The organism is Conexibacter sp. JCM 18997 (genome assembly GCF_055391915.1).
Genome location: NZ_AP043885.1, coordinates 1,846,489 through 1,858,919 on the forward strand (window position 1 = coordinate 1,846,489; position 12,431 = coordinate 1,858,919).

Annotated in this window: 14 protein-coding genes; 4 read left to right on the forward strand and 10 right to left on the reverse strand. The window is 74.5% G+C overall.

The features are described from left to right. Nucleotides 1-47: 47 nt before the first annotated feature. Both ACZ5UI_RS09580 and ACZ5UI_RS09585 read left to right on the forward strand, forming a co-directional pair. A complete protein-coding gene (locus ACZ5UI_RS09580) occupies nucleotides 48-1,055 on the forward strand; it encodes a DegT/DnrJ/EryC1/StrS family aminotransferase (protein WP_464196631.1) in 1,008 nt (335 codons plus the stop codon). Beyond that, nucleotides 1,052-2,389, forward strand: coding sequence for an NAD-dependent epimerase/dehydratase family protein (locus ACZ5UI_RS09585; protein ID WP_464196633.1), 1,338 nt, complete (start codon nucleotides 1,052-1,054; stop codon nucleotides 2,387-2,389). The genes ACZ5UI_RS09580 and ACZ5UI_RS09585 overlap by 4 nt, the downstream gene beginning before the upstream one ends. Nucleotides 2,390-2,396: 7 nt before the next feature. On the opposite strand, the gene ACZ5UI_RS09590 is transcribed toward ACZ5UI_RS09585, so the two are convergent. After that, nucleotides 2,397-3,098, reverse strand: a complete 702-nt coding sequence (locus ACZ5UI_RS09590; protein WP_464196635.1) for a polysaccharide deacetylase family protein — start codon at nucleotides 3,096-3,098, stop codon at nucleotides 2,397-2,399. A gap of 23 nt (nucleotides 3,099-3,121) precedes the next feature. Here ACZ5UI_RS09590 and ACZ5UI_RS09595 point away from each other — a divergent pair, with 23 nt between their 5' ends. Next, the gene (locus tag ACZ5UI_RS09595; protein ID WP_464196637.1) at nucleotides 3,122-3,994 is read left to right on the forward strand and encodes a hypothetical protein; all 873 of its coding nucleotides are present in this window, start codon (nucleotides 3,122-3,124) and stop codon (nucleotides 3,992-3,994) included. On the opposite strand, the gene ACZ5UI_RS09600 is transcribed toward ACZ5UI_RS09595, so the two are convergent. Both ACZ5UI_RS09600 and ACZ5UI_RS09605 read right to left on the reverse strand, forming a co-directional pair. Then, on the reverse strand, nucleotides 3,932-5,068 hold the full coding sequence (locus ACZ5UI_RS09600) for an MGDG synthase family glycosyltransferase (protein ID WP_464196639.1): 1,137 nt from the start codon (nucleotides 5,066-5,068) through the stop codon (nucleotides 3,932-3,934). The genes ACZ5UI_RS09595 and ACZ5UI_RS09600 overlap by 63 nt on opposite strands. A 38-nt stretch (nucleotides 5,069-5,106) precedes the next feature. Further along, nucleotides 5,107-5,442 (reverse strand): nuclear transport factor 2 family protein, encoded by a 336-nt coding sequence (locus ACZ5UI_RS09605; protein ID WP_464196641.1) that lies wholly within the window; start codon nucleotides 5,440-5,442, stop codon nucleotides 5,107-5,109. 127 nt (nucleotides 5,443-5,569) lie between these two features. Between ACZ5UI_RS09605 and ACZ5UI_RS09610 the strand changes: the two genes are divergently transcribed. Next, nucleotides 5,570-6,289 carry a helix-turn-helix domain-containing protein gene (locus ACZ5UI_RS09610; protein WP_464196643.1) on the forward strand — a complete coding sequence of 240 codons (720 nt, stop codon included), beginning with the start codon at nucleotides 5,570-5,572 and terminating at the stop codon, nucleotides 6,287-6,289. A 13-nt stretch (nucleotides 6,290-6,302) separates the two neighbouring features. Here the strand turns inward: ACZ5UI_RS09610 and ACZ5UI_RS09615 are convergent, their stop codons facing one another. Genes ACZ5UI_RS09615 through ACZ5UI_RS09645 form a run of 7 tightly spaced genes read right to left on the reverse strand, consistent with a single transcriptional unit; the run spans nucleotide 6,303 to nucleotide 12,418 of the window. After that, nucleotides 6,303-7,004, reverse strand: a complete 702-nt coding sequence (locus tag ACZ5UI_RS09615; RefSeq protein WP_464196645.1) for a FadR/GntR family transcriptional regulator — start codon at nucleotides 7,002-7,004, stop codon at nucleotides 6,303-6,305. Next, the gene (locus ACZ5UI_RS09620; protein ID WP_464196647.1) at nucleotides 7,001-8,176 is read right to left on the reverse strand and encodes an MFS transporter; all 1,176 of its coding nucleotides are present in this window, start codon (nucleotides 8,174-8,176) and stop codon (nucleotides 7,001-7,003) included. Before ACZ5UI_RS09620 ends, ACZ5UI_RS09615 begins: the two co-directional genes overlap by 4 nt. Then, nucleotides 8,169-8,540 (reverse strand): cupin domain-containing protein, encoded by a 372-nt coding sequence (locus tag ACZ5UI_RS09625; RefSeq protein ID WP_464196649.1) that lies wholly within the window; start codon nucleotides 8,538-8,540, stop codon nucleotides 8,169-8,171. Before ACZ5UI_RS09625 ends, ACZ5UI_RS09620 begins: the two co-directional genes overlap by 8 nt. Continuing rightward, nucleotides 8,537-9,604, reverse strand: a complete 1,068-nt coding sequence (locus tag ACZ5UI_RS09630; RefSeq protein WP_464196651.1) for a Gfo/Idh/MocA family protein — start codon at nucleotides 9,602-9,604, stop codon at nucleotides 8,537-8,539. Before ACZ5UI_RS09630 ends, ACZ5UI_RS09625 begins: the two co-directional genes overlap by 4 nt. A gap of 2 nt (nucleotides 9,605-9,606) precedes the next feature. Next, the gene (locus ACZ5UI_RS09635) at nucleotides 9,607-10,374 is read right to left on the reverse strand and encodes a creatininase family protein (protein WP_464196653.1); all 768 of its coding nucleotides are present in this window, start codon (nucleotides 10,372-10,374) and stop codon (nucleotides 9,607-9,609) included. Beyond that, nucleotides 10,371-11,330, reverse strand: a complete 960-nt coding sequence (locus tag ACZ5UI_RS09640; protein ID WP_464196655.1) for a C-terminal binding protein — start codon at nucleotides 11,328-11,330, stop codon at nucleotides 10,371-10,373. The genes ACZ5UI_RS09635 and ACZ5UI_RS09640 overlap by 4 nt, the downstream gene beginning before the upstream one ends. Continuing rightward, nucleotides 11,327-12,418, reverse strand: a complete 1,092-nt coding sequence (locus ACZ5UI_RS09645; protein ID WP_464196657.1) for an ABC transporter substrate-binding protein — start codon at nucleotides 12,416-12,418, stop codon at nucleotides 11,327-11,329. The genes ACZ5UI_RS09640 and ACZ5UI_RS09645 overlap by 4 nt, the downstream gene beginning before the upstream one ends. Nucleotides 12,419-12,431: the final 13 nt, after the last annotated feature.

Below are 12,431 nucleotides of genomic sequence, written 5' to 3' on the forward strand. Positions count from 1 at the left end.
GAACGGCGCGAGCACGGCCGAGCCGTGGCCGTTAGATTCCGCCGCCGATGACCTCACCTCCTGCCCTGCCGGCCGACGCGAGCCGTTTCGCCATCGGCTTCGATCCACGAGACAGGGACCGGCTCCACACCCTGTGGGACGAGGTGATCGACAGCGGCCAGTGGTCCCACGGCGAGATGAACCGCCGCTTCGAGGCCGCCTGGTCCGCGTTCAACCGGCTCGGCGCCGTCGCGATGGGCTCGTGGTCCGGTGGCGCGGTCGCGGCGCTGGAGTACGCCGGCGTGCGCGGCCAGGCCGTGCTGTGCCCGTCGAACACGTTCATGGCCACGCCCCTGGCCATCATCGCCGCGGGCGGCCGGCCGGTCTTCGTCGACTGCAACCGCGACGACCTGTGCGCCTCGCTGGCCGACATCGAGCGCAAGATCCAGGAGCACCGCCCGCGCGCGTGTGTCCTCGTGCACATCGGCGGCCACCTGGCGTTCCAGAGCGAGGCGATCGCCGAGCTGTGCCGGGCCGAGGGCGTCTTCCTGCTCGAGGACTGCGCCCACGCCCATGGCGCCTCGTGGGACGATCGCACCCCGGGCAGCTTCGGCGACGCGGGCGTCTACTCCCTGTACGCCACGAAGACCATCTCGACCGGCGAGGGCGGCGTGCTCGTCTCCCGCGACGAGGACCTGCTCGCGTTCGCACGCAAGTTCCGCGACTACGGCAAGCCGGACTACGACGTCGAAGGGCTGAACTTCCGCATGAGCGAGTTCACCGCGGCGCTCGGGCTCGTCCAGGTGGAGCGCCTCCCGGAGATCGTGGCCTGGAAGAACCGCTTCGCGCGCGAGGTCCTCGACGACCGGCATCCCGACCGCCTGCAGCTGCCCGACGGGATGGTCTCCGGTCATTACAAGTACATCGTGTTCGCATCGATCGAGCGGTCAACGGGCAAGGTGTACGACCAGCCGTGCCACCGCATCCTCGGCACGGGCGACGACCTCCCCAACACCGATTGGGTGGCCGAGAACCACTGGTGCGTCCCGCTCTACTACCACCCAGACATGCGATGAGCCGCGTCCTCGTCACCGGCGGCGCCGGCTTCATCGGCTCCCACGTCGTCGATCGCCTGATCGCGGCCGGCCACAAGCCGCGGATCCTCGACTGCCGTCTGTCCGCCTACCACCCGGACGTCGACTCCGTCGTCGGCGACCTGCTCGATCCCGACACGGTCCGCGCGGCGGTGGACGGCTGCGGGGCGGTCATCCACCTGGCCGCGGCCGCCGACGTGGGCGAGGTGGCCAAGGACCCGGCCTGGAGCGAGTCGCTGAACGCGCGCGGCACGCTCAACGTCCTGGAGGCCTGCCGCGGTCGCGACGACGTGCGCGTCGTCTACGCCTCCACGATCTGGGTGTACTCCGATGTCGACGCCGCGTGCGTCGACGAGGACACGCTCCTGCCGCCACCCGCCCACCTGTACACCGCGACGAAGCTGGCGGGCGAGCTGTACTGCCGCAGCTACCGCGAGCTGTACAACGTCGAGTCGACGATCCTGCGCTTCGGCATCCCCTACGGGCCGCGCGCGCGGCCGGCGGCGGTGCTGCCGATCTTCGTCAACAAGGCGCTGGCCGGCGAGCCGCTCACGCTGGCCGGCGGCGGCCTGCAGTCGCGGCGGTTCGTCTACGTCGAGGACCTGGCCGAGGGCGTCGTGCGCGGTCTGGCGCCGGTGGCCGCCGACCGCACCTACAACCTGGTCGGCGACGAGGACGTGACGATCCGCCAGATTGCCGACACCGTCAGCGAGATCATCGGGGACGTCGACGTCGTCGTCACCGAGGGCCGCGCCGGGGACTTCGGCGGCGCGGAGGTCAGCGGCGCGCGCGCCGCCGACGAGCTGGACTGGCGGCCCGAGACGAACTTCGCCGAGGGCGCGCGCAAGTACGTCGACTGGCACCGCTCACAGGAGGCGGCCGTCGAGCCGGCGCCCGCGCCGCTCGCGGTGGCGGCCGCCGCCCCGGTGTCGCGGGCCTCGCGGGCCCGCTCCCTGCACCGGGGCGCGTTCACGCGCCGGCGCCTCGTCCTGGCCGTCGTCGGCATCCTGGCCGGCGCCCTGGCGGCGCTGCTCAGCGGGGTCGAGGCGGTCGCGGACCCGGTCAGCGTGATCGGCACGATCGTGCTGCTGGCCGTGCCCACGGCGCTCATCGCACGCATCGACTGGACGCGCGATCGCCGCGACGCCGCGCTGGTGTTCGTGGCGATGCTGGGTGGCGCGGCGCTCGGGCTGGGCCTGCTCACCGGCGGCTGGCATCTCGTCGTCGATCACCTGCGCCTGACCCTCGCGGTCGTCGTCCTGCTCGCCGGCCTGGGCACGATCGCCGTCCGACAGCTGCGCGCCGCGCGCGCCTGACGCCGGGCTACATCGCGACGCTGCGCAGGCCCGCGTGCTCGATCCGTCCGAGGACGTGGGGCAGCGCCGTCACCATCCGGCGCCACGAGTCGCGGGCGCTGTAATGGTCGGCGTCGTGCAGCAGCAGAACGTCGCCGGCCACCACCCCGTCGCTGACCAGCCGAGTGATCCGCTCGGGCCGGATGTGCTTGCGCCAGTCGCGCCCCCAGCGCGACCACAGCGTCGGCGTCCAGCCGCGCTGGCGGGCGAGCACCAGGCCGGCGGGCGAGAAGATGCCGTAGGGCGGGCGGTAGCGCTCGACGGTGGCGCCGGTCGCCGCCACGATCTCGGCGTGGCCGCGGTCCAGATCGGCGGCCAGCGCTCGCGGCGTGATGCGCAGCAGGTTGCGATGGCGGTCGCCGTGCAGGCCGATCGCGTGGCCCGCCGCGGCGATCTGCGCCGCCACCTGGGGCCAGCGCCGCACCTGCTCGCCGACCAGGAAGAACGTCGCGCGCGCGTCGGCGGCGGCCAGCAGCTCGAGCGTGGCCGGCGTGCCCACGGGATGCGGGCCGTCGTCGAAGGTCAGCGCCACGGTCGCGCCCGGGTCGGCCAGCGTGCGCTGGATGCCCAGCGGGCCGCACAGCGACGCGACGAGCGGCGTGAGCGCGGGCAGCGTCCAGGCCGTGGCGGCGGCGCCCGCGGTCGCGGCGGCGATGACGATCGGGCGCATCGCCCGATGATGGCAGTCCGCTGATGCTCGGCGGGTTCCTCGTCGCGATCGCCGCGGCGCTGGCCTTCGAGACGGCCTACGTGCTGCAGGCGCTGGAGGCGCGCCGCGCCGGCGGCGGCGACGAGCGCCTGCGCCTGGGGCTGCTCGGTCGGCTGCTGCGCCGGCCGCTGTGGCTGGCCGCGACCGCGCTGGGCGGCGTCGGCGCCGCGCTGCAGGTGCTGGCCCTGACGCTGGCGCCGCTGACGCTCGTGCAACCGACCCTGGCGCTGGGGCTGGTCGCGCTGCTGCTGCTGGCCCGGTCTGTGCTGCACGAGACGGTCGGGCGGCGCGAGTGGCTGGCCGTCGGCACGATCATCGTCGGCGTCATCGGCGTCGCGCTGCTGACCGACGAGGACGCCACGGCCGTGGTGCGCCCGATCCCCACGGCGGTGCTGGTCGTCGTGCTGGTGGCGATCACCCTGGCGCCCTACGCCGGCCGGCGGGCCGACTCGGCGCGGGTGCGCGTCGCCGCGGCCGCCGCCGGCGACGCGCTGGCCGCGATCGCGCTGGCGCTGCTGGCCATCGCCATCGAGGACGGGCGCTGGCTGCCGGCCGTGGGCTGGGCCGCGCTGGCCGCGGGCGGCGGGGCGCTGGCGCTGAACGCGGAGATGGGCGCGCTGCAGCGCCTGTCCGCCGCGCGCGTCGCGCCGCTGATCCTGGCCGCGCAGGTGGTCGTGCCGGTGATCGCCGCGCCGCTGGCGCTGGGCGAGCCGTGGGGGACGACGGTCCTCGGCGCGATCGGTCTGGGCCTGGCCGTCGCGCTCGTCACCTTGGGCGCCGTGCTGCTGGGCGCCTCACGCGCGATCGGCGACGTGCTCACCGCCGGCCACGAGGTCGAGGACCACGCGCGCCGCTGACGGGCGCCGGGCGAAGGCCGTGTCGATGGGCAGGCGGTGCTCCAGCGCGCGGCGCAGCGCGACGGCGAGCGCCGCCCGGTCGCGGGCCACCTGGGCCAGCCCGAGGCGGGCGTAGGCGCGGTTGTTGGCCCGGATGTGCCCGCGCCCCCAGCCGTAGGAGATCGTCGGGCACCCGCGGACGCCCGCCTCCAGCACGGTCAGCCCGGCGGTCGAGTGGATCAGCGCGTCGGCGGCGGCCAGGTAGTCCGGCAGCGCGTCGGTGAACCCGATCGCGCGCACCCGCGGCTCGGCGCCGAAGCGCGCGGTCAGCCGCGCGCGCAGGTCGGCGTTGTTGCCGCACACGACGACGACGAACGTGTCGCCCGCGGCGAGCGCGGTCTGCACCGCGCCCTCCAGGTCCCCCACGCCCCAGCCGCCGCCGGAGACGACGACGACCTGCGGGTCGCGGGGCAGCTCCAGCGCGTCGCGCGCCGCGTCCTGGTCGCGCGGGATCGCGAAGGCGGGATCGTTGAGGCCGCGCACGGTGACCACGCGGGCGGACGGGCCGGCGATCGCGCGCACCTCGTCGGCCGACTCCGGATGGGTGATCAGGTGCAGGTCGACCCCGGGATGGGCCCAGTAGCGCAGCGCGGCCAGATCGGTGATCGCCGAGACCAGCGGTACGTCCAGGCGCCCGCAGCGGCGCAGGCGGCCCAGCACCTCGGTCACACCCGGGTAGGTCGACACGATCACGTCGGGTCGCTCGCGGGCGATCAACGCCAGCAACCCGGGCCCGCCCACCGCCTGGCCGACCCGCGCGAACGACCGGCGCACCGGCCCGACGTGCGTGAACAGCGCGTAGCTGCCGTCGAAGAACCAGTTGCCCAGCCGCGACTCGTAGTTGGAGCCGCCGAGGATCACGCGCTCGACGAGCGGGCCCATCGCCGCCACGCCGTCCTCCATCCGGGCATGGGCCGACGGGTCCAGCTCCACCAGCTCGCGCAGGAGCACCAGACCGGGCACGTCGTGCCCCGCGCCGATCGCCGCGCTGAGCACGAGCACCCGCGGCGGCACCGGCGTCGTCGGGGCCGTCATCGCGGCCGCGGTGTTCGTGCTCGGGCCAGAGCCCGGACTCAGTCCAGGAACACGTGGAGGCTGACGATCCGCCCGTCGCGGACCGTCACCACGTCGGTTCCGGTGACCGGGCCCGACTCCCAGCGCAGGCGTCCCATGCCGTGATGGCCCACGGCCGGACCGGTCGGGGTGAACGTCGCCCCGGGCGGTAGCCCCTCCAGCAGCGCGCCGACGGTCGCGGAGATCGCCTCGCGCCCGTCCGCCTCGCCTTCGGGGTCGTAGAGCACCGCGTCGTCGGCGTACAGCTCGGCCAGTGCGGCGGCGCGGCGGTCGGGGTCGCGCTCGTTGAACACGCGCTCGAGGTTGGAGCGCATCAGCGCGTCGTAGTCGGTCATCGACACACATCTCACCAGGTGTGGGGCGTCCGGTGTCGGACAAAACGGCGCACCGGCTCGGCGGTGGTCGTTCGTCGCGGCCGAGAAGGGGTAGCGACGCTCATCCACGGAGAGGGACGAGGGACTCATGAACGGCGTCGCCCTGCTGGAAGCGGACCCCGATCTGGCCGACACGCTGTCGGCGCAGGAGCGGCCGGTCGCCCAGGCCCGGCTCCTGGTGCCGGCGGTCCGCCAAGGCGTCGGGCCATGGCGGATGCACGCGCTGGCCGTGCAGTACGCCGACGCCCTCGGCGTCCTGATGCTGGAGGGCACGGTGCTGCGCACGACCACGCTCGGCGATCGCGTGACCGGCCACCTGTTCGGGCCCCAGGACGTCATCCGTCCCTGGGCCGATCCGGGCCTGTCGGTGCCCGGCCCGATGAAGTCGGCCTGGACGGTCCTGACGCCCACGGTCTTCGCGCCGCTGGACCGGCGCTTCGTCGCGGCGGCCGCGCGTTGGCCCGCGCTCCTGATCGAGCTGGCCAACCGCAAGGACCTGCAGAACAGCCGCATCGGGCTGCAGCTGTCGATCGCCCGGATGCCGCGGATCGACGACCGGCTGCTGCTGACCTTCTGGCGCCTGGGCCAGCGCTGGGGACGGGTCACGCCGCAGGGCCTCCTGGTGCCCCTCCCGCTCACCCACCACATCATCGCCGCGCTCGTCGGGGGCGCGCGGCCGCCGGTCTCCAGCGCGCTGGGTCAGCTGGCCCGGGACGGGCTGCTGCACCGGGGCGCTGCGGGATGGCTGCTCAGCCCCCGCGCGATCGAGCAGCTCGAGGCGCCGGACGCCCAGCCCGCGACCGCGTGACGCGCTGGGCGGCTCAGGCCTCGCCCTCGAGGCGGCCGAGCGCCGCGCGCTCGGTGCGGGCCAGGTGGTCGAGCATCGCCTCGTGCGCGGCGACCGGGTCGCGCGCGACGATCGCGGCGATGATGCGGCGGTGGTCGACGATCGCCTCGTCGACACGGCCCCGCGAGCGCGAGCTGGTCTCGATCTGCTCGCGGTGCAGGTCCTGGATGGCCTCCAGGATCCGCGTCAGCACGTGGTTGCCCGACGCCTGGGCCAGGCGCAGGTGCAGCGCCGCGTCGCGTTCCAGGTAGGCGTCGAAGTCCGGCGGCTCGGCCAGCGCCGCGCCCTCCATCTCGGCCACCAGATCGAGCAGCTCGGCGATGTCGCCGTCGGTGGCCCGGGCCGCGGCCCACTGCGCCGAGGCCGGCTCCAGTAGCCGCCGGACGGCGAACAGCTCGTCGAACGCGGCGTGCTGGCGCAGCAGGACCCCGGTCAGCTCGTTGACCGTCGCGTCGATGCTGCGCGACGAGACGTACATCCCCTGGCGCCCCCGGACGTCGACGATGCCCAGCGCGGCGAGCGTGCGGATGGCCTCGCGGATCGGCACCCGGCTGATGCCCAGGCGGTGGGCGAGCTCGCGCTCGGTGGGCAGCTGGTCGCCCGGTCCGAGGCCGTCGGCGGCGATCAGCTCGCGCACGTGGCGCGCGACGCGGTCGTGCAGCGCGTCGGTGCTCATGCCGCGACCGCCTGCGGGTGCGACTCGCGGACCAGCGCGACGACGGCCGCGGCACAGGCCACGAGCATCGCGGCGACGACGATCAGCGGCGCGTCGTGGCTCACCGCGCTGTAGAGCACCGTCGCCACGAGGGGACCCGCCAGCAACCCGAGATCACCGCTGAGACGGTACTGACCGAACCGGCGCCCGGAGCGCGCCGCGCCGGTCCGATCGCCCAGGATCGTGGCGCCGACGGTGACGCCGATCGAGCCCAGCGACATCAGCGCGATCGCGGCCAGCCAGACGCCGGTGCCGCCCACCGCGCCCAGCAGCGCGACACCGCCCGCCGTGGCCAGCAGCCCGGGCACCAGCGCCGCCTTGCGCCCGACCCGGTCGCTGACCAGGCCGGCGATGAACGCGCCGATCAGCCGGCAGACGCCGCCCATCCCGACGGCCAGGCCGATCGTGGCCGCGCCCAGCCCGAGCACGTCGTCGCCGATGATCGGCACGAGCGTCTGCGGCAGCGCGCCGAGCGCGAAGAACGCCGTGAAGCAGACGGCGTAGAGCGTGGCCAGCTCCGACGCCGCGAGCGCGTCGGCGGCCTCGACCGCGACCGGGCCCGACCCGCCGGGCGCGGCCGGCGGCGCGCCGACGCGCGCGCAGGCCACCGCGACGGCCAGACCCCCGCCCGCGGCAACCAGCAGCGCGCCGCGCCACGACGTGAGCGCCGTGAGCACCCCGCTGAGCGCCGGCCCCAACGACTGCCCGACCAGCAGCGCCGAGGAGAACACCGCCATCGACCGCCCGCGCGTGCGCGCTCGGGCGCTGCGCGAGAAGAAGGTCATGCCCGAGGTGTTGGCGATCGACGACGCGACGCCGACGACGAACGCGCCGGTCCACACCAGCCACGGCCCGTGCCCGGCGGCCATCGTCGCGCTGCCCACGGCCATGGTCAGGCCCGCCCCGACGTACGCGCGCCCCGGCGCGATCCGGTCGGCCAGCGTGCCGGCGGGGAGGTCGGCAGCCAGCCGCCCGAGCGCGAAGATCACCGTGATGGCCCCGATCTGCGGCGCGCTCAGCTGCAGGTCGCCGCCGATGTACGGCAGCAGCGGCACGCGGAAGAAGGCCAGCGTCGAGATGGCCAGCAGGCCGACGCCGGCCACCAGCGCGCCCGCCGGAGCGCGCTCAGCCACCGAACACGACCTCGCGGTCGAGCTCCTCGATGTTCGCCGTCAGGTCGGGGTGCGGGAACACGCACAGCAGCGTCAACGGGGCGCCGGGGTCGGCGGTGGTGGCGTGGGCCACGCCCGCCGGCACGAGCACGACGTCTCCGGCGGCGACGGCACGCCGCTCGTCCTCCTGCACGTGCTCGCCGCGCCCGGACAGCACGTAGGTCAGCTCGGCGCTGTGGGGATGGCGATGCAGCCGCCGGCGCGGTCCCTCGACCCGGACCACGCGCGTGGTCAGCCCGTGCGCGCCGGCCTCGGGCAGCGGATCGGCGGCCGATCGGCCCGGCAACGCCGCGAACGCCAGCCCCTCCAGCGACGCGGCGATCATGCCGCGCGCGCGCCCGCCCCGGCGCTCTCCAGCACCTCGTCGAGCTCGACCGCCTGCCCGGCGCGGTCCGACGAACGCAGCGACGCGTGCACCACGGCCAGCGCCCGCAGCCCCTCGCGCGCGCCGACCTCGACGGTCGCCTGGCCGCGGATCGCCCGGCCGAACTCCTCCAGCTGCTCGCGGAACATGTCCGTGCGCGGCAGCTCCACCGGCGAGCGCTGCGACTCCCCGTAGCCCTGCGAGACCAGCGAGCTGTGGTCGTCGGCCTCGTGGGACTCGTGCCAGTGCGTGAAGTCCAGGTCGTAGCGCAGGTTGTGCTTGGTGCCCTGGAGGTTGATCGTGTAGATGCCCGGCGAGGCCCAGCCGGCGCCGAGATAGCCCAGCGCGCCCGACTCGAACTCGAGGATCGCCATCACGGCATCGGGCACCTCGGCCTGCGTGTACAGGCGCCGCGCGTGCGCGGTCACCGACTTGATCGGCCCGAGCAGGTACTCGAGGTTGTCGGCGTGGTGCACGCCGAGCTGGATCATCGTGCCGCCCGGCGAGCGGTCGGCGAAGTAGCGCCACGTGTCCGTGGTCAGCTCCAGGCCGCGCTCGTTGGAGAAGTTCGCCTCGGCCAGCGAGACGTCGCCCAGCCGCCCGTCGTCGATCCACGCCTTCATCACCCGCGAGCCGGCCAGCCGCCGGGCGCTGTGGCCGACGGCAAACGTCTGGCCGGTGGACTGCACGGCGTCGAAGACCGCGACCGCATCCTCGAGCGAGTGGGCGATCGGCTTGTCGACGTAGACGCCCTTGCCCGCCTCCAGGGCCTGGACGATCAGGTCGCGGTGGGTGTCGTTCGGCGTGGTGATGATCACGCCCTCGACGCGATCGTCGGCCAGCAGCTCCTCGTAGCTGGCGGCCGCGTTGGGCACGCCGAACTCCTCCTGGAACGCCGCCCGGCGGTCCGCGTCGCGGCTGAAGCAGCTGATCAGCTCCACGGCGTCGCCGCGCTGGATCCCGCGCGAGAGCACCTTGGCCCAGCGGCCCAATCCCACGGGCGCCAGCCCGATCTTGTCTGCCATGGTCATCCCTTCTCGGTGACGGTTGCTCGGATCTGCAGGACCGCGCGGACCGGGCCGGCCAGCGCATCGGCGATCGTCGCGGCGAACGCGCCGGGGTCCTGGTCGGTCGCCCAGTGCGGATCGCCGTACCAGCCCGCCGCGTCGATCTCGGCGACGTCGCTGACGAAGCCGTAGACCTCGCGCGAGCGGCGCATGGCGTCGACGGCGTGGCCGTGCTCGGAGCGCCCGCCGCCGTCGACGGCGTCGAGGTCCACGAGCTGCGGCGCGGCGGCCAGCACCGCCAGCGTCTCGATCGATCCGCCGTGGGTCAGCTCGCCGCCGCGACCCGCGTACAGGCGCTGGGCGGCGTAGCAGGCCTGGGCCAGCACGAACGTGGCGCCGGTGGCGCGCTGCAACTCGGCGGCGACGGCCTCCAGCGACGCGTTGTTGCCCTCGTGCCAGTTGACCAGCACGAGCTCGCGGACGCCCATGTCGATCAGCTCGCCGGCGACGTCGCGCAGCAGCGCCTCGAACGTCTCGCGCCGCAGGGAGATCGTGCCCGGCCGGCCGCGGTGCAGTGGGGTCACGCCGTACGGACCGACCGAGGCGACGAGCGCGTCGAGCTGCTCGGCCAGCGTGCCGGCCACGAGCTCGGCGGCCAGCGTGTCGGTCGCACAAGGCAGGTGGGCGCCGTGCTGCTCGATCGAGCCGACGGGCAGGACGGCGCGCGGGCTGCGCGCGATCGCCGCCGCCACCTGTGGGCTGGTCAGCTCCCCCAGCAGCCGGCTCATCGTGCCACCTCGGCGGCGGGCTCGACGACGACGTGGTGCGGCCGCTCGCCCCGCAGCAGGCGGGCGACCTCCTCGGCCGCGCCGCGACGCAGCGCCAGCTCGCTCTCCTCGCTGTACCAGGCGGCATGCGGGCTGAGGATCAGGCGGTCGGCGACCAGGTCGAGGGCGCTCAGCTGCGGCGGCTCGGACGGGAAGACGTCCAGCGCGGCCACGCGCACGGGCCCGGCGGCCAGGGCGACCGCCAGCGCGTCGAGGTCGACGAGCGATCCGCGCGCCGTGTTGACCAGCACGCTCTCGGGGCGCATCCGGCCCAGCTCACGCGCGCCCAGCAAGGGTCGACCGTCAGCGGTCGCCGGGCAGTGCAGCGTGACGACGTCGCTGCGCTCCAGCAGCTCGTCCAGCGCGACGCTGTCGGCGACCAGCGGGTCGTGCCCGATCACGGTGAAGCCGACGCCGGCCAGCAGCTCGCCGACGCGACGGCCGATGCGCCCCAGGCCGACGACGCCGGCGGTCAGCGACGAGGGCAGGCGCAGCGGGCGCAGGTCGGCCAGCCCCCAGCCGCCCGAGCGCACCAGGCGGTCGGCCTCCCCCAACCGCCGCACTCCGGCCAGGGCCAGCGTGAGCGCATGGACGGCGACCGCCTCGGTGCTGGCGTCCGGGACGCTGACCACCCAGATCCCGCGGGCCCGGGCGGCCTCGAGGTCGACGGTCTCGACCCCCGCCCCGGCCCGCACGATCGCCCGGCAGGACAGTCGTTCCAGCACGCCGGCGTCGAAGCGCGGCGGCGAGCCGGCCACGATCACGTCGGCGCCGGCCGCCAGGGCGGCGATCTCGTCGGGATCGCCGCCCCAGCCGCGGACCACGTCGACACCGAGGCCGTCCCAGACCGCCTCCTCGACGGCGAGGTCGGCGTACCGCGTGCCCAGCACGGCGACGCGGTGACCGGCGGATGTCACGAGCCCTCGACCTCCGCGGCCGGCGGGTTCTGGGGCAGGCCGGCGGCCTCCTGGGCGTCCCACAGCGGCTGCAGGTCGAAGTACTTGCGCCACTCCAGGTCCGCGGGCAGCAGGTCCAGCTCCTGCTCGACCGTGATGAAGTCGTCCATGCCCGTCGGCGAGAAGCCGCCGTCGGGGCTGACCTGGATGACCTCGTCGTCGAAGACGGCCTCGAAGTCCGGGGTGACCTCGAAGTCGTTGTCCTTCATGATCTGCAGCACCTCGGGCCAGTTGGCCTTGTCGGCGATGTAGGCCCGCGCCTTCAGCGTCGCGCGCAGGTAGGCGTCGACCAGCGGGCGGTTGTCCTCGAGGAACGTGCCGGTGGTGGCCACGCTCTCCTGGGGCACGTCCTTGACCTGCTTGACCAGGAACTTGCCGCCGCCCTCGGCCAGGGGATTCGTGTGCCGCGGGAACAGGTTCGTCGCGTCGATCTGGCCCGCCAGCAGCGCCTGCAGGCGGTCGTCGGAGCCGCCGCCGAGCGGGACGAACTTCACGTCGTCGGGGTTGACGCCGAGCTTGGTCAGCAGCTCCTTGACGACGGCCTCGTTGCGCCCGCCGCGGTCGCCGCCGGTGACCGTCTTGCCCTTCAGGTCGGCCGCCGTCTCGATGCCCTTGCCGACGGCCAGCTCCTGGAACTCCTTGTAGCGGTAGTTGGCGATCAGGACGATCGGGTCCGGGCTCTTGGCCGCGGCGGCCAGCAGCGCGTCGGTGTCGCCCTGGGTGATGTCGATCGAGCCGCCGATCATGCCCGCCACGTAGTCGTCGCTGGTCACGACCTCGACGTCGCTGATGCCCTCGTCGGCGAAGAAGCCCTTGTCCTTGGCCACGTAGGTGACCATCTGCGTCGAGTACGTCGGGCTGTTCATCCCGATCGTCAGCTTCGCGTCCTTGACCGCGGTCGTCTCAGCGGCCTGCGTCGCCGCACCGGTCGCCGCCGGGGTGGTCGACGTGTCCTCATCGCCGGAGCTGCCGCACGCGGCCACGGTGAGCGCCGCCAGCAGGCCCAGCACGGCCGCGATGCGCGGCCGCCCTCCGTTGTGTCGCCTCATGCGACCGATCCCT